Origin of the sequence: Streptomyces fuscichromogenes, from assembly GCF_014645815.1 — a bacterium.
GTDB classification, from domain to species: domain Bacteria; phylum Actinomycetota; class Actinomycetes; order Streptomycetales; family Streptomycetaceae; genus Streptomyces; species Streptomyces fuscichromogenes.
Window position 1 is genome coordinate 809988 of the sequence record NZ_BMML01000001.1, and the last position, 20183, is coordinate 830170.

Consider the following 20183-nt stretch of genomic DNA (forward strand, 5'->3'; position numbering starts at 1 on the left):
CCCGGTTTCAACCCCGTCAACGGAAAGAGTTGAAGCGCTCGTAGGAGGCCCGCACAAGGCCCGGCTTTCGGTCAGAGGGCCGAGCCTGAAATAGTTCCCGACGATGTTCGACATCCCTAGACTCCCTGTGATGGGGGTAACTCGGGGGACTACTCATGGGGCTTGGCGTGCCGGAACTCGTACTTGAATCAGACGGACGCACCTGGACGCTCGATCCGTCCAGGTCATACACCCTCGGACGCGATCCGCAGGGGGACATCGTGTTCGACGACGCCAGGGTCTCCTGGCGGCATGCCACGATCAGCTTCGACGGCCGCAGTTGGGTCATCGAGGACCACGGCAGTACCAACGGCACCTTCGTGCAGACCGGCCGGGTCCAGCGGTCGGAGATCGGCCCGGGTTCGGCCGTCCACCTCGGCAACGCGAACGACGGACCGCGTCTGAGCCTGTCCGGTGCCGCGCCCGCCGTCGCCCGGCCGCAGCCCCAGCCGTTCGCGGCGCAGGGCGCGGGCGGCTCGGGCCGGTCCCAGGCGCCGGCTCCGCAGCCGCCGGTCGCGCAGCAGCCCGCTCCGCAACAGGGCTGGCAGCAGGCCCCGCCGGCGATCCCGCAGCAGCAGGGCGCCCCGGCCATGGCCTCCGGTGGCGGCGCGGGGGCGCCGCCGGTCTACGGCGACCGCAGCCCGACCACGTTCCACCAGTTCTCCATCGGCCGCGTGATGCGCATCGGCCGTGCGCTGGACAACGAGCTGGTCGTCTCCGACCTCCAGGTCTCGCGCCACCACGCCGAGTTCCACTCCACGCCCGACGGCCGTATGGAGATCCGCGACCTCGGCTCGCACAACGGCACGTACGTCAACGGCCAGCCGATCTCCAAGGGCGGCACGGCGGTCCTCGACGCGAACGACATCGTCGGCGTCGGCCACTCCACCTTCCGGATCGTCGGTGACCGGCTCGAGGAGTTCGTCGACACCGGTGAGGTCTCCTTCTCCGCACGCCGCCTGACCGTCACGGTCGACGGCGGCAAGCAGATCCTGAAGGACGTCTCCTTCGGCGTCCCGGAGAAGTCCGTGATCGCGGTCATCGGCCCGTCCGGATCCGGCAAGTCGACTCTGCTCAAGGCGCTCACCGGCTACCGCCCCGCCAACGAGGGCGAGGTGCTGTACGACAACCGCAACCTGTACAAGCAGTTCGCCGAGCTGCGCCAGCGCATCGGTCTGGTCCCGCAGGACGACATCCTGCACAAGGAACTGACCGTCAAGAAGGCCCTCAAGTACGCGGCCAAGCTGCGCTTCCCCGCCGACACCACGGCGCAGGAGCGCGACGACCGGATAGACGAGGTGCTGCGCGAGCTCAAGCTCGACATCCACAAGGACAAGAAGGTCACCTCCCTCTCCGGCGGCCAGCGCAAGCGGGTGTCGGTGGCCCTGGAACTGCTCACCAAGCCGTCGCTGATCTTCCTCGACGAGCCCACCTCGGGTCTCGACCCGGGCATGGACCGCGATGTCATGCAGCTGCTGCGCGGCCTCGCCGACGACGGCCGCACGGTCCTCGTCGTCACCCACTCGGTGGCCGAGCTGGCGCTGTGCGACAAGCTCCTGGTGATGGCGCCGGGTGGCTCGGTGGCGTACTTCGGCCCGCCGGAGGAGGCGCTGAACTTCTTCGGCTACGACACCTGGGCCGATGTCTTCTCCGCCTTCGAGAACTACCGCGACTACGACTGGGCGGGCCGCTGGAAGGGCTCGCAGCACTACCAGATGTACGCCGCGGACATCGACGCCATCGCGCCGCAGTCCGTACAGATGCCTCCGATGCAGGTGATGAAGCCGAAGAAGCCGCAGAGCTGGGGGTCGCAGCTGCTGACCCTCGTCCGGCGGTACGTGTCGGTCATCGCCTCCGACAAGGGCTTCCTGGCGCTGACGGTGATCCTGCCGGCCGTGCTCGGCGCGGTCAGCCTGCTGATCGACAGCGACAAGACCCTGCTGGTGAACCCGATCAACTCGAAGACGGGGGTGCCGGTCCCGAACGGCACGGCGACCACGGTCCTGCTGATCCTCGCGGTCGGCGCCTGTTTCGCGGGCGCCGCGAACTCCGTGCGTGAGCTGATCAAGGAACGGGTCATCTACGAACGGGAGCGCGCGGTCGGCCTGTCCCGGTCGGCGTACCTGATGTCCAAGGTGGTCGTGCTCGGCATGATCACCGTGCTGCAGGGCCTGATGGTCGGCCTGATCGGCTTCTCCAGCCGCACGATCCCCGACCAGGGCGTGGTCCTCGGCCACTCCACCCTCTTCGAGCTGTGCATCCCGATCATGGGGCTCGGCTTCACCTCGATGATGTTCGGCCTGGTCATCTCCTCGCTGGTGAAGACGTCCGAGAAGACCATGCCGCTGCTGGTGATGTTCGCGATCATCCAGGTCGTGTTCACCGGCTGCCTGTTCACCCTGAACGGAGCGGTCGGCGTGAACCAGGTCTCGTTCCTGATGCCCTCCCGCTGGGCGGTGGGGGCGGCCGGCGCCACGCTGGACTTCAACAACATCGCGCCCAACGTCGACGACCCGACCAAGACGGACCCGCTGTGGGACCACACGGCCGGCGCCTGGACCATGGACATGGCCGCGCTGATCGTCATCGGTGTGATCTGCGGCTTCCTGGTGGCCCGCTTCCTGCGCCGCCACGAGCCCGAGGTCATGCGCAAGTAGTCACGCGTACGACGCCGAAGGGCGGCGCCCCGCAGTGGGGTGCCGCCCTTCGGCGTGTGCGTGCAGAGGTCCGCGCAGGCCTCAGTACGCGCTGTTGACGTTGTCCATCGAGCCGTACCGGTGGGCGGCGTAGTTGCAGGCGGCCGTGATGTTGGCGACCGGGTCGTAGATGTTCCACGAGGTGCCGGCCACGTGGTAGGTGGCGAAGGTCGGCGGGATGACCTGGAGCAGACCCTTGGAGGGGATGCCGTTGATGGCGTTGATGTCCCAGTTGTTGATGGCGTTGGGGTTGCCGGAGGACTCCCGCATGATGTTGCGGTACAGGCCGTTGTAGGAGCCCGGGATGCCCTTGGAGTGCATGATGTCCAGGGACTGGCGGATCCAGCCGTCGAGGTTGTTGGCGTAGGTCTTCGCGGTCACCGGCTGGATCTGCGGGCGCTGCGCGGAGCGGCTGGCGGCCTGCTGGGCGGCGCGCTTGGCGGCGGCCTTCCGGACGGCGGCGACGTGGGCCACGTGGGCCGCGTGGACGTGCCGCGCGTGGGCCTTGTGCGCCTTCTTCACGTGCGCCGCGTGGGCCGCGTGGACCTTCTTCAGGTGAGCCACGTGCAGCTCGTGGGCGGAGGCCGTCTGCTTGGCGGCGATGGCCTCGACCTTGACGTTCTGGAGGGCCAGCCGGTCGGTGACCTTGCCCGTGACGCCCTTGATCTGCGCGGTGCCGTAGGCCGCCTTGGCGGCGGTCTCGGGGGCACCGGACGTGATCGTCTCGGCGCTGCTCGGCACGGCCGAGAAGGCGAGGGCGGCGGCGCCGAGCGTGGCGACACCGGCGAGCGCGATCTTGTGGTGCTTGGTCAGCGTGGGACTGTGGGAGTGCTTGGGCATGGAAGGACCTCTTCGAATAGCGCGGAGGTCGCTCGTTGTCCGCGGGGGAGACCGGCTCCTCCTGCACGAACACCGCGGGGGGAACCCGCGGTGTTGAGCGACGACAGCAATTCTTAGCGGCCGCAAAATTCCCTGGCAAAGGTGTGACCTACGATCCCCGGTAGTGAAGCCCGGATGGGCAAATCGGGACAGACTAGAACGTCTGCCCCGTTCGCGGGGGGACCCTTTATCTCCTATGTCCGTTCGTACGTGATGTGCGCCCTATGTGCGGCCTCACATCCGCCGCACATGAATCTCACCGATGGTTGCTGTCGCAATGCTCTGTGTGAGGGTTTTCCTCCGGGAGGATGAGGTGCACGTCCCCGAACTCGTGCCACAGGTAGAGCCCGCGCAGCGCCTCCTCGTAGCTGCGGTCCACCGCGGCCCGCCCCGCGACCGCCTCCAGCATCAGCAGATGCGAGGCCTCCGGCTCGTGCAGGCCGGTCAGCAGCCCGTCCACCACCCGCACCCCGCGCTCCGGCGTCACGACGAGCTCCGTCCACCCCTCGGCCGCCCGCACCACCCCGTCGTCCCCGGCGGCCGACTCCACGGCCCGCACGGCGGTCGTCCCCACGGCGATCACCCGCCCGCCCGCCCGTCGCCCACCACCACCCTTCCAAGGAAGCGCTTCGCGCCTTTCTTGATTCGCCTTCACGTCGTTGATGAGCCGTGCGGAGGCCTCCGGTACGGCGAAACGTTCCGCGTACGGCGGCTCGTGCACCTCCGCCGAGGACACCCCCGTGTGCAGCACGACCGGCGCGAACTGCACCCCCCGGCTCACCAGCTCCGCCACCAGCCGCGCGGTGAAGGGCCGCGCCGCACTCGGCATCTCCGCGCTCCCCGCCCCGTCCGCCGACGGCAGCGCGAACACCGTCTGATAGACGGACAACGGCTGGTCCCGCGTCGTGTAGGAGTAACGGATGGGCCGCCCGTGCTCCCGCAGCACCCCGCGCACGTCCACCGAGGCCCGCGCCCACCACAGCCGCTCGCCCCGCGCGCTCAGCGGCTCCTCCAGGACCAGCCGTCCGCCCCCGGGCAGCCGCACCCCAGTTCCCGCGCGTGTACCCGCACGCGCGCGTGTCGTGCCGTTCCCGTCCGGCTCCCGCAGCTCGACCGCCCACCGCCCGTCGTCCCCGCGCGTGGAGAAGTGCACCACCACACGCGCGTGCCCGCTCCGCCCGGTCACGGCGGCCGCCAGTGTGGGCGAGGTGTTCACCACCAGCAGGTCCCCGGCCCGCAGCAGGCACGGCAGCCCGGCGAAGGCGTGATGCGACACCGCCGTCCCGCGGGACACCAGCAGCCGCACGGCGTCCCGCTCCAGCCCCGGCCCGCGCTGCTCGGCCGGCACCCGCGCGGACAGCTCCTCCGGTACCCGCACGACCGTTGTCATCGCCCCTCCACCAGAGCCGGCGCCCCGTACCTGCCGCTCGTCGGCCGCTCGTCCAGAAGCCGCAGGAACGCCGGCACGACGGACTCCGGCGCCGGCCGCGGATCGTCGTCGTCCGGTACGGCCGCCGCGTACAGACCGGTCGCCATGTCGCCGGGATCCACCGCCCACACCCGCAGCCCCGGCTCCTCCACGGCGAGCACGGCCGCCAGCTGGTCCAGGGCCGCCTTCGAGGCGCCGTAACCGCCCCAGGTCTCGTACGCCTCGGCGCCCGCGTCCGAGCTGACCACGACGACCGCACCCGCCGCCGACTCGCGCAGCAGCGGCAGCGCCTCCTGGACCAGGCCCAGCGCGGCCACCACGTTCACCTCCAGCGCCCGGCGCAGCCCCGCCGGCGGCAGCTCGTCCAGGCGCACCAGCGGCTCGGCCCCCAGCGCGCTGGCATTGCTCACCAGCAGGTCCACCCCGCCCAGCTCCCACGCCGCGGCCACCAGGCCGGCCCGGTGCCCGGCGTCCGTCACGTCGCCGGGCAGTGCCACCACCCGCGTCCCGTGCCCCGCGAGGGCCTGCGCCGCCTCCTTCAGGACCTCCGCGCCCCTGGCGTCCAGCACCAGATCCCAGCCGCGCGCGGCCAGCGCCTCGGCGAGCGCCCGCCCCAGCCCCTTCGAGGCCCCCGTGATGATCGCTACCGGCATGTCAACCGTCCCCTCGGCTCCGTCCGCCCGCGTCGGCGGTGGTCCCAACGTAGGAACGGGACCGTCCCGGCCGCCTCGGACGCGGGGCGCAACCGGGCGGGGCCCTTCGGACTAAGCCGCCGGTCCGGGCCGTGCGCCCTAGGTCCCCCGGCCTAGGGCCGGCGGTCCACGGCCTGAGCCGTCGGCCCGATCCGCGGTGTCACACCCCGCCGGTACCGTGAGGGCATGAGTCAAGGTCCCCGGTCCGGCCTCGCCGCGGTGAGCTCCGCGCTGCTGGCCATGAGCAGGCATCTGGAGGTGCGCGACGTCCTCAAGACGATCGTCGCCTCCGCCCGTGAGCTGCTCGACGCGCAGTACGCCGCGCTCGGGGTCCCCGACGACCACGGCGGCTTCGCCCAGTTCGTCGTCGACGGCGTCACCGACGCCCAGTGGAAGGCCATCGGCCCGCTCCCGCGCCAGCACGGCATCCTCGCCGCGATGCTGCGCGAGGCGAAGGTCGAGCGGCTGGCCGACGTGCGCACCGACCCCCGCTTCGAGGGCTGGCCGTCCGCCCACCCCGACATGTCCGACTTCCTGGGCCTGCCGATCCGGGACGGGGACGAGGTCATCGGCGCGCTGTTCCTCGCGAACAAGCTGCGTTCCGTGGACGGACACCCCCCGCACCCCCCGTGCCGGCAGCCCGAAGGCGGCTGCGGCTTCACCGCGGAGGACGAGGAACTGCTCTCCATCCTCGCCCAGCACGCGGCCATCGCCCTCACCAACGCCCGGCTCTACGAGCGCAGCCGTGAGCTGACCATCGCCGAGGAACGCTCCCGGCTCGCCCACGAGTTGCACGACGCGGTCAGCCAGAAGCTGTTCTCCCTGCGGCTCACCGCCCAGGCCGCCGCGGCCCTGGTCGACCGTGATCCCTCGCGTGCCAAGGGCGAGTTGCAGCAGGTGGCCGCGCTCGCGGCCGAGGCCACCGACGAACTGCGCGCCGCCGTGGTGGAGTTGCGCCCCGCCGCCCTAGACGAGGACGGTCTCGTCGCCACCCTGCGCACCCAGGTCCAGGTCCTCGACCGCGCCCACACCGCGCGCGTGACCTTCGCCGCCAGCGGCTTCCGGGCCCTGCCCGCCGCGCAGGAGGAGGCCCTGCTCCGGGTCGCCCAGGAAGCCCTGCACAACGCCCTGCGGCACTCCGGGGCCGACCACGTCGACGTGACCGTGAACCGGCGCGGCGGCGGAGCCGTCCTGCGGGTCACGGACGACGGCGGCGGCTTCGACCCGCACCTCACCAGGAGCGCCGGACGCCACCTCGGCCTGGTCTCCATGCGGGACCGGGCGAGCGGCGTCGGCGGCACCCTGACCGTGGAATCGGCGCCCGGCAAGGGCACCATGATCGAGATGGAGGTCCCCGGTGGCTGACGCGATCCGGGTGCTGCTGGTCGACGACCACCAGGTCGTCCGCCGGGGCCTGCGCACCTTCCTGGAGGTCCAGGACGACATCGAGGTCGTCGGCGAGGCCGCCGACGGGGCCGAAGGGGTCGAGCGCGCCCAGGAGCTGAGCCCCGACGTCGTCCTCATGGACGTCAAGATGCCCGGCCTGGACGGCGTGGAGGCGCTGCGCAGACTCCGCGAACTCGACAACCCCGCGCGCGTGCTGATCGTCACCAGCTTCACCGAGCAGCGCACGGTCGTCCCGGCCCTGCGCGCGGGCGCCGCCGGATACGTCTACAAGGACGTCGATCCCGACGCGCTCGCCACCGCCATCCGCTCGGTGCACGCCGGACACGTCCTGCTCCAGCCCGAGGTGGCCGGCGCGCTGCTCTCCCAGGAGGAGGCCAACTCCGGTCAGGGCAGGGGCGGTTCGCTCACCGAGCGGGAGCGCGAGGTGCTCGGGCTGATCGCCGACGGCCGCTCCAACCGCGAGATAGCGCGCGCCCTGGTGCTGTCCGAGAAGACCGTCAAGACGCACGTCTCGAACATCCTGATGAAACTCGACCTCGCCGACCGCACCCAGGCCGCGCTGTGGGCCGTTCGCCATGGCGTGACCGGCTGAAACGCCTTCCGTAACGCTTCACCGAAGGCAATCCGGAGGGTCGCCTTCCGGGATGAGATTCATACCGTCGTGGGAATGTCACCCGGATGGCGCACCCTCCGCCGGGTCGCCGCCGTTCTCCAGTGCGTGCCGCGGCGACCGCCGTGGCGAACGCCAAGGAGGGCTCAAGAAGTGAAGAACCTGAAGAAGGCAGCGGCCGTGGCGATGGTGGCCGGCGGGATCGTGGCCGCCGGTGCGGGCATGGCCTCCGCCCACACCGGCGGTGCCGGCGCGGCCGGCGCGGCCCACGGTTCTCCGGGCGTCGTCTCGGGCAACGTCATCCAGGTCCCGGTGGACGTCCCGGTCAACGTCTGCGGCAACAGCGTGAACGTCATCGGCCTGCTGAACCCCGCGTTCGGCAACACCTGCGTCAACCACTGACACCGCCCCGCACGGCGGCATCGACCTCCGGCCTTCCGGGCGCCCCCGGAAGGCCGGTCGGCTTCAGGAAGGCCGCCGTCGCCTCCGGCCTGGCCGCCCGGGTCCCGGTCAACATCCCGGTCAACAAGGAGCGCCGACACCGCCATTGAGGGCCACGCCGCCCGGCGCAGCCCTCGGGCGCGCTCACGCCCCCGCCCGCGCCCATGCCCCCGCTGTGCGCTAACGCCCCCGCTCGCGCTCCTCCACCGCCGAGTTGTACGCCGCGACCTGCGCCCGCCGGGCCGTGCGTTCCACCGGCCGCAGCGCCAGCGACCGCGCCGCCATCTCCGACGCGCTCACCGCACCGCCGTGCCCGTTCTCGTAGGCCAGCGAGACCAGCAGCCCCACCCGCTGCGCCAGCTCCAGCACCCGCACCGCCCGCGGCGGATACCCCGGCGCCAGCACCTCCCGCCCCTTCTCGGCCCGCGCCCGGTACGCGTCGATCGCCGCCTCCGCCGCCCGCCCCGACCCCGCGACGTCCAGCTTCGACAGCACGTCCGTCGCGTCCCGCAGCGCCTCCGCCAGCTCGCGCTCCGCCTCACCGAGCGACGGCACGTCGGCCGGCGGCGCCTCCCGCACCGGCAGCACATGCCAGACCACCTCGACATGCACATCGCCGGCCGGCCCGGCCTCGGACACCTCCGGCACCAGCCCGAACGCGGCGCCGTGACAGATCACCGCCTCCTCGGCCTCCAGCGCCCGCGCGTTGAACTCCGGCGGCCCGCTCAGCCCCAGCGGGTGCCCCGGCGCCGGCAGCGCGACCAGCAGCCCGGTCGCCCCCAGCGTCCGCAGCCGCCCGAGCGCCAGCGTGAGCCCGACCGGAGCGGACTCACCCGGCAACCCCGCCACCCGGTGCACCGCGTCCTCGCCGACGATGGCGAGCACGGCGTCATCCGGAGAGACAAGTCCGGCCAACAGGGCATTACCCCAAGCGGCGAGGCGTCCTGAACGCGGTTCCGAGAGCATGCCCCCACCCTAAGGACCGGACCGATGGAATGGAGCGCCGCACTCGTGGCGTAGATTTCGTAGGGGCTGCGCCCACCGGCGCCGCCGCCCGAGCCACAGGCGTACGCGACAGCCGAGACCGGCCACACTGCAAGGGGAGACAACGCGCTCATGAGCGATGTTCTGGAGCTTCAGGACGTATCCGTGGTCCGGGAGGGCCGGGCTCTGGTGGACCAGGTCTCCTGGTCGGTGAAGGAGGGCGAGCGCTGGGTCATCCTCGGCCCCAACGGCGCCGGCAAGACCACCCTCCTCAACGTCGCGTCCAGCTACCTCTTCCCCAGCAAGGGCACCGCCACCATCCTCGGCGACACCCTCGGCAAGGTCGACGTCTTCGACCTGCGCCCCCGCATCGGCATGGCCGGCGTCGCCATGGCCGAGAAGCTCCCCAAGCGCCAGACCGTCCTGGAGACCGTGCTCACCGCCGCCTACGGCATGACCGCCCACTGGCGGGAGGAGTACGACGAGGTCGACGAGCAGCGCGCCCGCGCCTTCCTGGACCGCCTCGGCATGACCGACTACGTGGACCGCAGGTTCGGCACCCTCTCCGAGGGCGAGCGCAAGCGCACCCTGATCGCCCGCGCCCTGATGACCGACCCTGAACTGCTCCTCCTCGACGAGCCCGCCGCCGGCCTCGACCTCGGCGGCCGCGAGGACCTGGTCCGCCGCCTCGGCCGGCTCGCCCGCGACCCGATCGCCCCCTCCATGATCATGGTCACCCACCATGTCGAGGAGATCGCCCCCGGCTTCACCCACGTCCTGATGATCCGCCAGGGCAAGGTCCTCGCCGCCGGTCCGCTGGAGCTCGAACTGTCCTCCCGCAACCTCTCCCTCTGCTTCGGCCTCCCGCTCGTCGTCGAGCAGGTCGGCGACCGCTGGACCGCCCACGGACTGCCCCTGTCCTGACGGGCCTTGACCCGGTAAAGCGCACTGTCGGGGTCGGCCCCACCGGCCGTACCATGACGATGTGAACAGCATCGACGCATGGGTGTGGTGGCTCGTCGTCGCGGCGGCGCTCGGCATTCCGCTCGTGGTGACCGCGATGCCGGAGTTCGGCATGTTCGCGGTCGGCGCCGTGGCCGCCGCCGGTACCGCCGGACTCGGCGCGGGCGTAGTCCTCCAGGTACTCGTCTTCGTCGTCGTCTCGGTCGCGCTGATCGCCGTCGTACGGCCCATCGCCAACCGGCACGCCGCCCAACGCCCCCGACTCGCCACCGGCGTCGACGCCCTGAAGGGCAGACAAGCCGTCGTACTCGAACGCGTCGACGGTGCGGACGGACGGATCAAGCTCGCCGGCGAGATCTGGTCGGCGCGCTCCCTCAACCCGGACCGCGCCTACGAAGTGGGCCAGGAAGTGGATGTCGTGGAGATCGAGGGGGCCACGGCGATCGTCATCTGACCTCGTAAGACTCAACTGAACAGAAGAGTCCCCGAGTTGCGTGTGCGTCTGTCAGACTCATCCAGCAAGATCTTCAACAACCACAAGATCTGCCGAAGCGCCGAGGCGGAGAAGGGTACGGGGAGCGACGATGGAACCGGTCATCATCGTCCTGATCATTCTGGTGGTGTTGGTCTTCATCGCCCTGATCAAGACGATCCAGGTCATCCCACAGGCGAGCGCCGCCATCGTCGAGCGCTTCGGCCGCTACACACGGACACTGAACGCGGGCCTCAACATCGTGGTCCCGTTCATAGACACCATCCGCAACCGCATCGACCTGCGTGAACAGGTCGTACCGTTCCCGCCGCAGCCGGTGATCACCCAGGACAACCTGGTCGTGAACATCGACACCGTCATCTACTACCAGGTGACCGACGCCCGCGCGGCCACCTACGAGGTCGCCAGCTACATCCAGGCCATCGAGCAGCTGACCGTCACCACGCTCCGCAACATCATCGGCGGCATGGACCTGGAGCGCACCCTGACCTCCCGCGAGGAGATCAACGCGGCCCTGCGCGGCGTCCTCGACGAGGCCACCGGCAAGTGGGGCATCCGCGTCAACCGCGTCGAGCTGAAGGCGATCGAGCCGCCCACCTCCATCCAGGACTCGATGGAGAAGCAGATGCGCGCCGACCGTGACAAGCGCGCCGCGATCCTCACCGCGGAAGGCACCCGACAGGCCGCGATCCTCACCGCCGAGGGCGAGAAGCAGTCCCAGATCCTGCGCGCCGAGGGTGAGGCCAAGGCGGCGGCACTCCGCGCCGAGGGCGAGGCCCAGGCGGTCCGTACGGTCTTCGAGGCGATCCACGCCGGCGACCCGGACCAGAAGCTCCTCTCCTACCAGTACCTCCAGATGCTCCCGAAGATCGCCGAGGGCGACGCCAACAAGCTCTGGATCGTCCCCAGCGAGATCGGCGACGCCCTCAAGGGCCTCTCCGGCGCGATGGGCAACTTCGGCAACCTGGGCGGCGGTTCCAACGGCGGCGGCACCATCCCGGCCCAGGAGCGCCGCGAGAAGCCGAACATCGACTAGGGCGCCTCAAAAACAGACGTTCCCCGCGCCCACGTAAGGGGCGCGGGGCTCTGTTTGATTTGTGGCTCCGCCGCGTGGGCGCGACAAGCCACAACGAGTCGGTACTCGCGCGACAGCCTCAGCCACGCAGACGCCTAGGCGGCCACGTCCCCCGCCAGCCACTCAGGAAGCGCCGCGTAGTCCTCGGCCCCCAACGCCAGCAGCATCGCGTCCTGAGGCGAAGGCTCGAACGGCCTCCGAAGCAACGGCATCCCCGCCTGCTCCGGCGTCCGGTCGGCCTTCCGGTGATTGTCCTCCGCGCACGAGGCCACCGTGTTCAGCCAGTGGTCCTGACCGCCCTGGGCCCGAGGCACCACATGGTCGACGGTCGTCGCCCGCCGCCCGCAGTACGCGCACCGGTGCCGGTCCCTGACCAGCACCCCCCGCCTCGACCAGGGCGCCTGTCTCCGGAACGGCACCCGTACATACCGGCAGAGCCTGATCACCCGCGGCGCGGGTATGTCCACATCCGCACCGCGCATGCGCAGTTCGGGGTGGGCCTGCTCGACGACGGCCTTGTCCTGGAGCACCAGAACGACGGCGCGGTTCAACGTCACCGTAGACAGCGGCTCGAAGCTCGCGTTCAGCACCAGCGTGTCACGCATCCAGCCCACCTCCCATGTGCACCGTGCCCACCCCCGGCGGGCTTGGATCAACTCTGGACGGGCGCGCCGAGATGGACAACGCAATAAAAACTGCCCGCCTCTGATCACTTCCATGACCAGAGGCGGGCAAACGTTCAATGAACGCTCAGCTGATTTCGCGCGCGGCGTCAGCCCTGCTCGGGGTTCTCGTACTCCCCGATGAGCTGCGCCCGCGCGATCGCGTGGAACCGCAGGTTGAACCCGACGACGGCAGGCGACACGTCGGCGTCCGGACCGAGCTTCTCCTGGTCCACCGCGTACACCGTGAAGACGTACCGGTGCGGCCCGTCCCCGGGCGGCGGCGCGGCACCGCCGAAGTCCTTCGACCCGTAGTCGTTGCGCACCTGCACCGCACCCTCGGGCAGGCCTTCGAACTTGCCGCTGCCCGCGCCCGCCGGCAGCTCGGTCACCGAGGCCGGGATGTCGAACAGGACCCAGTGCCAGAACCCGCTGCCCGTGGGGGCGTCCGGGTCGTAGCACGTCACGGCGAAGCTCTTGGTCCCGTCCGGGAAGCCCTCCCACCGCAGCTGCGGCGAGACGTTGCCCTTCGCGTAGACCTGAGCGTCCTTGAGCGTCGCCCCTTCCTCGATGTCCTCGCTCGTCACCGTGAACGACGGGACGGGCGGATGGAAGTCATGGGGGAGAGGCCGCCGCTTGAGCTCGGTCACCTCGGTACCTCCTGATCGGTACTGATCGATTACGGAACCCGTCACGGATTCCGCGGTTCCCGAGCCTAGAACCAGTTGCGCTTGCTGCCGACCTCGGACAGCCACTGGTTGAGGTAACCCGCCCAGTCGGTCCCGTGGAAGTCGTGCAGACCCACCTGGAACGACCGGAAGGTGTCGCTGCCCTCGCTGAACAGCCCCGGCTTCTTGTCCATTTCGAGGATGACGTCCATGGCGTGCGCGTCCGTCACGAAGCTCAGCTCGACCTGGTTGAGCCCCCGGTACTGGGACGGCGGGTGGAACTCGACCTCCTGGTAGAACGGCAGCGTCTGCCGCGTCCCCCGGATGTGCCCCTTCTCCAGGTCCGCGTGCTTGAAGCGGAAGCCGAGCTGGATGAAGGCGTCCAGGATCGCCTTCTGCGCCGGCAGCGGATGCACGTTGATCGGGTCCAGATCCCCGGAGTCGACGGCCCGCGCGATGTCCAGTTCGGTGGTCACCCCGATGTTCATCCCGCGCAGCGCCTGCCCGTCGATCATCGTGACGGGCGTCTCCCACGGAATCTCCAGCCCGAACGGCACCGCGTGCACGGCTCCGGCCTGAAGCTCGAAGGCACCGCCGAGCCGTACCTTGCCGAAGCCGATGTTCTGCTTGTACTCCTCGTCGCCGCTCTCCACCTCGACCCGAGCCTGCAGACCCACGGACAGACCCTGGATCTCCTGGTTCACCGAGCCGCCCTGGATCCGCACCTCGCCCTGGACGACACCGCCCGGTACGACGTTGACCTCGGTGAGCACCGTCTCGACGGACGCCCCGCCGGCCCCCAGGCTCGCGAGCAGCTTCTTGAACCCCATGACTCTCCCTCTATTACGTACGGACCCTTGATCCCTACAAACGCGATCCGGTCGTCACCGGTTCCGGCCCACACCCTGGCAAGCAGACCAATCCTTGACCAGCCCTTGGCGTACCCGGACTGGACTACGCTCGGACGCCATGATCGCGCCCCCGGACCGTACGCCACTCCCCAGAACCTTCTTCGACCGCCCTGTACTGGAGGTCGCCCCCGACCTCCTCGGCCGCGTCCTCGTCCGCACCACCCCGGACGGTCCGATCGCCGTGCGCCTGACAGAGGTGGAGGCGTACGACGGCCCGAACGACCCCGGTTCGCACGCCTACCGGGGCCGCACCCCCCGCAACGACGTGATGTTCGGTCCGCCCGGACACGTGTACGTCTACTTCACCTACGGCATGTCAAGGCAGTCAGCATGAACGTCGATCTCCTTGCCCACCCTGCCGAAGAAGTCGCCCCCCAGCTGCTCGGGAGTGTACTCACCTGCAAAACCCCCGAGGGAACCGTAAGCATTGCCATTACGGAGACTGAGGCGTACTCCGGCGCGGCCGACCCGGCTTCCCACGCCTACCGCGGCCGGACACCCCGTAACGGGGTCATGTTCGGACCCGCAGGACACCTGTATGTCTACCGGTCCCACGGCCTGCACTGGTGCGCCAACGTCGTCACCGGGACGGACGGCATCGCTTCGGCTGTCCTCATCCGGGCGGGCAGGGTCATCGAGGGGAAAGATCTGGCACGCGAGCGGCGAGGGGAGAGGGTCGAGAGTGCACGGCTTGCCCGAGGCCCGGGGAACTTCTGCCAGGCACTCGGCATCACGGCGGAGCACAACGGCGCAGACCTCCTGACAGGTACCTCGGTCGTGTTGTCCGAGGGCGAGTCGGTGCCTGCGGCGCTCATCCAGGTTGGTCCTCGGGTAGGCGTGAGCAAGGCCCACGACTGGCAACACCGGTTTTACCTTGCCAGTGATCCGACGGTCTCGGCGTACCGACTGAGCCCGAGAGCCAAGCCGCCCGCCGGAGCCTGACCCGCTGTGCGCCTCGCTCACGACCCGCCGGCGAGTCGGCGCGGTTTTTGAGGGCCAGGGGGCAGGAGATCGCTCGCGAGAGTGGCGCGTGAAGCGTTGTTGGCCGGGCGAGTGACCGTCGACGTGCGCCGCCTTGGGCCGGACACGGGGCCGAACCCCACGAGAGGGTTCCCCGAACAGGGCCCTACCTCCATCGTGCAGTAATCTTCGGCCAGGTCGCCGCCGTCGCTTCCGAGTGCACGAGACCGAGTCCAGGCCCGAAGGTCTGGGCGTCCACCTGTGAAGAGACCGCGCGCTCCGTGCACGGTCCACCCCCGCAAAGAAAGGGAGGCACATGTCCCGCCGTCTAGCGGGGGCACTGGCGCATCTGTGTGCGCCGCACAGGAAGGAGCCGCACTCAGTGGCTATCAGTTTCGGTCATGACCGCCCGTGGGGCGGAGTCTCCCAGCACGAGTACCGGCGCATGGCTCAGCACCCCGGACACCCACTTGCCTACCGCGTCCACTTCGCTGCCATCGGATGGGCAGACCGGCAAGGACACGCAGGCTTCCAGCCCGGCCGGCTGGCCGCACTCCTGGGCAAGGACGGCAAGTCGCTGTCCGACCAGAGCACCCGCAACGCGGTGGCTCGCGCCAAGGAACACGACCTTGTGTCGCCCCGTTCCGGGGCCGCCTGCCTAGTCCTTACTTCCCATCTGTTCCAGAAGGGCAAGGGTGCGCCAGTCCCCTGCCGCCTCCACCAAGTTCGGTGACTGCATCTCGGGCGTGTAGTCAGAGCACGTCTGGCGTGTAGCGGCACAGGCTCTGACCTGTGGAAACGTTCGCGTGCTCTCTTATCTATTTGGCCCAGTGCGGTTCGGCCCCTTCGGGCCGGCTGAAGAAAACAGTCAGGCTCAACGGCAAGGGGAAGCGGCAGGGGGGCGGCCTACCGGCCGCCACAGTCTCAAGCGGCCTACGACCGTGCGGCCCCGCAAGGGGCCGACAGGAGCAAGCAGGCAAGACCACGGGGGGCGCTGCCGCGCCCCACTCTCACAGCCGTAAGGCCCGTTTCTTGCAGACTTCCGCCGTCGCCATCAGCGAAGCGCGACCCTGTGACCAGGTGGTATCCACTCGCCGCCGCTATCGGGGGATCGTCAGACAGACCCTGAAACCGTGGCGGAATCTTGGCTGCTAAGACATGGCGGTCCGCCTCGTTGTCCTCAGGGGGTCATCCCCCACCCTTTCGCCGCCGACGTGCTCAGCCGTCTCGGTCAGCGGTCCTCGCCGTTGCCGTGGAGGACGGTTTCGGCGATCTCGCGGACGCGGTCGAGAGTGATGCCTGTGCGCTGCTCGACCGCGAGGGGATGATCGGTGGGTTCGAGCTCGATGAAGGGGCGCTGGCCGACCGGGCGGGTGTGAGCGTTCGTCTTCAGGTTCGTGGTGCCGGGCGAGTAGATCGGCAGCTCGGTGGTCAGCCAGCCGAAATACGGCTTCTCGTCTTCACGGCCGGGCGTGTTCCACATGTCGGCGGCCCGGGAGAAGTTGTCTCGGCTCAGGGAAACCCAGACTCCCCACGAGAAGACTTCGTCACTGCCGATGACCGGTATCTCGATCAAGCCCTTGGTGAAGTAGTGCTGGGCCTTGATGACGCACTGGTCTGAGGAGAGCAGGCTGTCAGATCGGCCTTCGAAGCTTGCATCCCAGACATCGGGGGCCGTGGCGCTGTACCCCATCGGAAGTTCCGCGTGGTACTCGCCGCAGCACGAACAGGTGTAACCGAGATCGTTGGTCATGCGCGGGAGCCTAGCTTCGCTGCGAAGCGTAACGACGAGACAGGGTCTCAAAAACCAAGGTTTGTGAGACGAGAGATAGAGCACCCCTCAGGCGGGCGCAGCCCTGTTCAAAACCCGTCTCGAAACATCCGTCTCGGGCTTGATCTTTTGAGATGAGTTCAGAGACAGTCTGTGTCATGACGACGACCGCTGCCACCGGCCAGCTCATCGGATACGCCCGCGTCTCCACCGACGACCAGGAAGCGCAGCTGCAGCACGACGCGCTGACGGGCGCAGGGTGCGCCCGCATCTTCGAGGAAAAGGCCAGTGGCAAGAACACCGACCGGCCGCAGCTCACGGCCGTACTGGACTACGCCCGACCCGGCGACGTCCTATGCGTGTGGAAGCTCGACCGGCTCGGCCGGTCGCTCATCGACCTTGTGTCCATCGTCGACGGCCTGCGCGAGCGAGGCATAGGGTTCCGCGTGCTCGACGGTGCGCTCTCCTCCGTCGACACCACATCGGCCGATGGCCGGCTGTTCTTCCAGATCATCGCGGCCATGGCGGAGTTCGAACGGTCGCTCATCAAGGACCGCACGCGGGCCGGGCTGGAAGCGGCCAAGGCGCAGGGCCGTACCGGCGGCCGTCCGTCTGTGGTGGACGAGGATGTACTCACCGTGGCCCGTGCGAGGAAGGCCAAGGGAGAGAGCGTCAGCGCCATCGCCAAGGCCCTCGGAATCTCCCGAGCCACGCTGTACCGACACCTTGGAGAGAACGCCTGAGACGGGCGCGCATGAGTTCAGACAAGCCCTTGGCTCTATGTCGGGGGCTTATCCTCATCGGCCCGCACCACCCTGGCGAACGCCGTGCGCCCGGCCGGGCCGCCTGAGGCGACCGTACGGGGGGTCGCTCATGACCGTCCATGCACAGACGTGACTCATGCACGTTGTTGCAAGAACGGGGGACGAGAGGTGCGCACAGAGGCTCTGAGGGATGTCCGGCTCCTTCTCGCCGGGTATGACGAAGGGCCCCGCCCGACTCTCGTCAGACAGGGCCCGTCGCCTCGTGGCGCCGACAGCCGGCTCGGCCCTCCGTGATCGGATCTCAGGGGTTCCGGAACGTGATCCGGCAGTGCTCGCCCTTGAAGGACCGAACCCCTCGACCGCGCGGCATCAGCTCGACTCGCTCGCAGACCTGCATGACGACGGTCCGCACGTAGTCGATGCGGTCGGGGTCCTCGAAGTCCAGTTCCTCCCACAGGTACTCGATGTCGCCGAGGTCGACGCGCACCCGCTGCGATGCCAGGTCTGCCAGCCCAGCCCGGATCTTGGTCAGGTCGGCGTCACACCTGCCGATGCCCGTCCGCAAGGTCGACGCGTCGATGTCCCCTACGGCGAACATTTCCGCCAGGGCGGTGCGCCTCTCGGATGCGGCCGTCTCCTCGGCCAGCAGCTCGGCTTCTCGCTCCTCGTCTGCGGCATCCGTGGCCGGTGCCGCGTTCCACTCCTCGGCCCTGTCGATGACCTTCCTGACCACGAAGGAGTCGAGCGGGTCCGCGGGGCAGGTAATGCACCGGCCACCCGAGCAGGTGTAGATGCGGTACCGCTCTCCTGCCGCGTTCTGCTTGCTCCACCCTTGGGTGACGACGGCCTGACACTTCGAGCAGCGGACCACGCCGGACAACAGTGCCTTGCGCTTGCCGCCGCCGCCCGTGTTGCGCTCGGGGTCGCTCAGGTGGCGGACCAGGGCCCGGAATATGCCCTCAGAGACGATCGCCTCCCAGTTGCCCGCGCCGGTCTCCTCGGTCCGCCGCACCCGCTTCCCGTCCGGCTTCTCGACCCACTGCGAGTACGTCTGGATTCCCGCGTTCCTCGGCTTCAAGAGGACGCTCCGAAGGTTCGAGCTGCGCCACTCCTTGCCGTGAGGCGAGAGCAGTCCGCGCGCGTTCCAGTCCTTCGCGATGGACCAGAGGGTGATACCGGCCAGGACATCCCGGTACGCCTGCCGCAGGGCTTCTGCCTCTGCTTCCCGGTGCCTGCCATCCCGCTCGAAGCCGAAGGGGCGAGTACTCCAGAAGGGCCTGCCCGACTCCCTGCGCCGCTGGTGTCCGAGCACCTGACGCTCGACTCGCATCTCGGTCTCGTTGCGAGCCACCACAGCGCCGATGCGAGCAGCGAGACGGCCGGACGGGGTGGACAGGTCGAGCACTCCCTGCGCCTGTGCGGCGGCCAGCGTGACGCCGGTCGCCTCGGCCAGGTCCACCAGATCCTCAAGGTCCCAGGGGGGTGCGGTACATACGGTCGTAGTGGCGGGACACGATGGCGTCTGCCTTGCCGTCCTCCACCAGAGCCTTGACGCGCTCCCACTCGGCGCTCCGCTTGGTTCCCCGCTTTGTCGAAGCCGACGTGTCCTTCTCAACGATCGTGGCTACGACTGACCAGCCCCTCCGGTCGCACAGCGCCTGACTCAGCTCGACCTGTTGTGTCAGGTTCCCACCCTTGGACTCCTCGCCCCTCGGGGTGGGGCTGAGCCTGGCATAGATGATCGCTCGCACTGCCTGTCTCCTGCTTGTCGTCGCTTTGCCGATGCTGCCGGACCAACGATGTACATGCCTAGTGAGTTACCTACGGCATGTGGTTCTGCATGAACCTCGTCTGTGGTCCGGAGGGCACCGCGTGCGCGGTCCTGCTCCGTGCCGGCGAGATCATCGAGGGCGCCGAGCTCGCGCGCAAACGTCGACTTTCGGCCCGATACGACAGAGAACTGGCCAAAGGACCTGCCCGCCTGGCCACCGCCCTGGGCGTCGACCGGGCTCTGGACGGCACGGACGCCTGTGCCGCCGGCGAGACACCGCTGCGGATACTGACCGGCACCCCGTGCCCTCCGACCAGGTACGCAACGGCCCGCGCACCGGGGTCGCCGGCGAGGGCGGCAACGGCGACGTCCACCCCTGGCGCTACTGGGTCGCCAACGACCCCACTGTGAGCCCCTATCGGGCCCATGTGCCGAGGCGCCGCTCAAGTTGACGCGTCCCTGGAAGGTGCGTAATGTAGCCCGAGCCGCTGAACCGGGTACGGCAATCGCCAGCAGCCGGAAGTGGCCACCCACTACCTACGACTTCCCCTGACGGGGTCGATTTCGGCATGCCTGCGTGCCCGAATTCGAACTCGCGGAACTCGATTATGAGTCCCGGCGGGAATCGGCTAACGTAGTGAATGTCGAAAGGCCGACGGGCGAAAGCCGGAAAGCCTCATGACAATCCCGCCGACCGGGAATCGGACGCCGAAAGGATCTGATAGAGTCGGAAACACCGAAGGGAAGCCCGGAGGAAAGCCCGAGAGGGTGAGTACAAAGGAAGCGACCGTTCCTTGAGAACTCAACAGCGTGCCAAAAGTCAACGCCAGATATGTTGATACCCCGTCTCTCTGAGACGAGGTTCCTTTGAAGTAGAACACAGCGAGGACGCTGTGTGCGAGGGGATCATTCCTCCTCTTGCACCGCTCTCGTGGTGTCGTCCCGATTACGGGAAAACATTCACGGAG

Annotated in this window: 19 protein-coding genes and 2 pseudogenes; 11 read left to right on the forward strand and 10 right to left on the reverse strand. The window is 69.1% G+C overall.

All coding sequences use genetic code 11. From position 1 onward, the window contains the following. The first annotated feature begins 167 nt into the window (after window positions 1-167). Window positions 168-2696, forward strand: coding sequence for an ABC transporter ATP-binding protein/permease (locus tag IEZ11_RS03655; RefSeq protein ID WP_189261117.1), 2529 nt, complete (start codon window positions 168-170; stop codon window positions 2694-2696). Window positions 2697-2777: 81 nt separating this feature from the next. Here IEZ11_RS03655 and IEZ11_RS03660 read toward each other — a convergent pair whose 3' ends face one another. From IEZ11_RS03660 to IEZ11_RS03670, 3 genes are all read right to left on the reverse strand, one after another. Further along, window positions 2778-3575: a transglycosylase SLT domain-containing protein gene (locus tag IEZ11_RS03660; protein WP_189261056.1), complete on the reverse strand. Its 798-nt coding sequence runs from the start codon at window positions 3573-3575 to the stop codon at window positions 2778-2780. 295 nt (window positions 3576-3870) lie between these two features. Beyond that, window positions 3871-5004 (reverse strand): S-adenosylmethionine:tRNA ribosyltransferase-isomerase, encoded by a 1134-nt coding sequence (locus IEZ11_RS03665; protein WP_189261057.1) that lies wholly within the window; start codon window positions 5002-5004, stop codon window positions 3871-3873. Further along, entirely contained in the window at window positions 5001-5696 is a 696-nt protein-coding gene (locus tag IEZ11_RS03670) for an SDR family NAD(P)-dependent oxidoreductase (protein WP_189261058.1), read from the reverse strand. The genes IEZ11_RS03665 and IEZ11_RS03670 overlap by 4 nt, the downstream gene beginning before the upstream one ends. 225 nt (window positions 5697-5921) lie before the next feature. Here IEZ11_RS03670 and IEZ11_RS03675 point away from each other — a divergent pair, with 225 nt between their 5' ends. The 3 genes from IEZ11_RS03675 (at window position 5922) to IEZ11_RS03685 (ending at window position 8154) form a co-directional block, all read left to right on the forward strand. Continuing rightward, on the forward strand, window positions 5922-7100 hold the full coding sequence (locus IEZ11_RS03675) for a GAF domain-containing sensor histidine kinase (protein WP_189261059.1): 1179 nt from the start codon (window positions 5922-5924) through the stop codon (window positions 7098-7100). After that, window positions 7093-7734, forward strand: coding sequence for a response regulator (locus IEZ11_RS03680; protein WP_189261060.1), 642 nt, complete (start codon window positions 7093-7095; stop codon window positions 7732-7734). The genes IEZ11_RS03675 and IEZ11_RS03680 overlap by 8 nt, the downstream gene beginning before the upstream one ends. Window positions 7735-7905: 171 nt before the next feature. Beyond that, complete coding sequence (locus tag IEZ11_RS03685; protein ID WP_189261061.1) at window positions 7906-8154, forward strand: chaplin; 249 nt, start codon at window positions 7906-7908, stop codon at window positions 8152-8154. Window positions 8155-8373: 219 nt separating this feature from the next. Here the strand turns inward: IEZ11_RS03685 and IEZ11_RS03690 are convergent, their stop codons facing one another. Then, on the reverse strand, window positions 8374-9159 hold the full coding sequence (locus IEZ11_RS03690) for an Rv1486c family protein (protein ID WP_189261062.1): 786 nt from the start codon (window positions 9157-9159) through the stop codon (window positions 8374-8376). A 150-nt stretch (window positions 9160-9309) separates the two neighbouring features. On the opposite strand from IEZ11_RS03690, the gene IEZ11_RS03695 reads away from it, so the two are divergent. The 3 genes from IEZ11_RS03695 (at window position 9310) to IEZ11_RS03705 (ending at window position 11669) form a co-directional block, all read left to right on the forward strand. Then, window positions 9310-10101, forward strand: coding sequence for an ABC transporter ATP-binding protein (locus tag IEZ11_RS03695; protein WP_189261063.1), 792 nt, complete (start codon window positions 9310-9312; stop codon window positions 10099-10101). Between the two features lie 61 nt (window positions 10102-10162). After that, window positions 10163-10594: an NfeD family protein gene (locus tag IEZ11_RS03700; RefSeq protein ID WP_189261064.1), complete on the forward strand. Its 432-nt coding sequence runs from the start codon at window positions 10163-10165 to the stop codon at window positions 10592-10594. Between the two features lie 130 nt (window positions 10595-10724). After that, window positions 10725-11669: an SPFH domain-containing protein gene (locus IEZ11_RS03705; protein WP_189261065.1), complete on the forward strand. Its 945-nt coding sequence runs from the start codon at window positions 10725-10727 to the stop codon at window positions 11667-11669. A 134-nt stretch (window positions 11670-11803) separates the two neighbouring features. On the opposite strand, the gene IEZ11_RS03710 is transcribed toward IEZ11_RS03705, so the two are convergent. The 3 genes from IEZ11_RS03710 to IEZ11_RS03720 form a co-directional block, all read right to left on the reverse strand. Further along, window positions 11804-12313, reverse strand: coding sequence for an HNH endonuclease (locus tag IEZ11_RS03710; RefSeq protein ID WP_189261066.1), 510 nt, complete (start codon window positions 12311-12313; stop codon window positions 11804-11806). 167 nt (window positions 12314-12480) lie between these two features. Beyond that, window positions 12481-13020, reverse strand: a complete 540-nt coding sequence (locus IEZ11_RS03715; protein ID WP_189261067.1) for a YbhB/YbcL family Raf kinase inhibitor-like protein — start codon at window positions 13018-13020, stop codon at window positions 12481-12483. A gap of 65 nt (window positions 13021-13085) precedes the next feature. Further along, complete coding sequence (locus tag IEZ11_RS03720) at window positions 13086-13868, reverse strand: sporulation protein (protein ID WP_189261068.1); 783 nt, start codon at window positions 13866-13868, stop codon at window positions 13086-13088. A 139-nt stretch (window positions 13869-14007) separates the two neighbouring features. Between IEZ11_RS03720 and IEZ11_RS03725 the strand changes: the two are divergent. Then, window positions 14008-14265, forward strand: a pseudogene (locus tag IEZ11_RS03725) (DNA-3-methyladenine glycosylase); the annotation flags it as partial. Window positions 14266-14279: 14 nt separating this feature from the next. Next, window positions 14280-14891, forward strand: a complete 612-nt coding sequence (locus IEZ11_RS03730) for a DNA-3-methyladenine glycosylase (protein ID WP_189261069.1) — start codon at window positions 14280-14282, stop codon at window positions 14889-14891. Window positions 14892-16140: 1249 nt separating this feature from the next. Here IEZ11_RS03730 and IEZ11_RS03735 read toward each other — a convergent pair. Next, window positions 16141-16602 carry a DUF2199 domain-containing protein gene (locus IEZ11_RS03735; RefSeq protein ID WP_229712791.1) on the reverse strand — a complete coding sequence of 154 codons (462 nt, stop codon included), beginning with the start codon at window positions 16600-16602 and terminating at the stop codon, window positions 16141-16143. 236 nt (window positions 16603-16838) lie between these two features. Here IEZ11_RS03735 and IEZ11_RS03740 point away from each other — a divergent pair, with 236 nt between their 5' ends. Next, window positions 16839-17423: a recombinase family protein gene (locus IEZ11_RS03740; RefSeq protein ID WP_189261071.1), complete on the forward strand. Its 585-nt coding sequence runs from the start codon at window positions 16839-16841 to the stop codon at window positions 17421-17423. Between the two features lie 322 nt (window positions 17424-17745). Here IEZ11_RS03740 and IEZ11_RS03745 read toward each other — a convergent pair whose 3' ends face one another. Both IEZ11_RS03745 and IEZ11_RS50540 read right to left on the reverse strand, forming a co-directional pair. After that, complete coding sequence (locus tag IEZ11_RS03745; RefSeq protein WP_268239895.1) at window positions 17746-18903, reverse strand: recombinase family protein; 1158 nt, start codon at window positions 18901-18903, stop codon at window positions 17746-17748. Between the two features lie 7 nt (window positions 18904-18910). After that, window positions 18911-19195 carry a recombinase family protein gene (locus IEZ11_RS50540; RefSeq protein WP_268239896.1) on the reverse strand — a complete coding sequence of 95 codons (285 nt, stop codon included), beginning with the start codon at window positions 19193-19195 and terminating at the stop codon, window positions 18911-18913. Between the two features lie 68 nt (window positions 19196-19263). On the opposite strand from IEZ11_RS50540, the pseudogene IEZ11_RS03750 reads away from it, so the two are divergent. Beyond that, window positions 19264-19667, forward strand: a pseudogene (locus IEZ11_RS03750) (DNA-3-methyladenine glycosylase); the annotation flags it as partial. Window positions 19668-20183 lie beyond the last annotated feature (516 nt).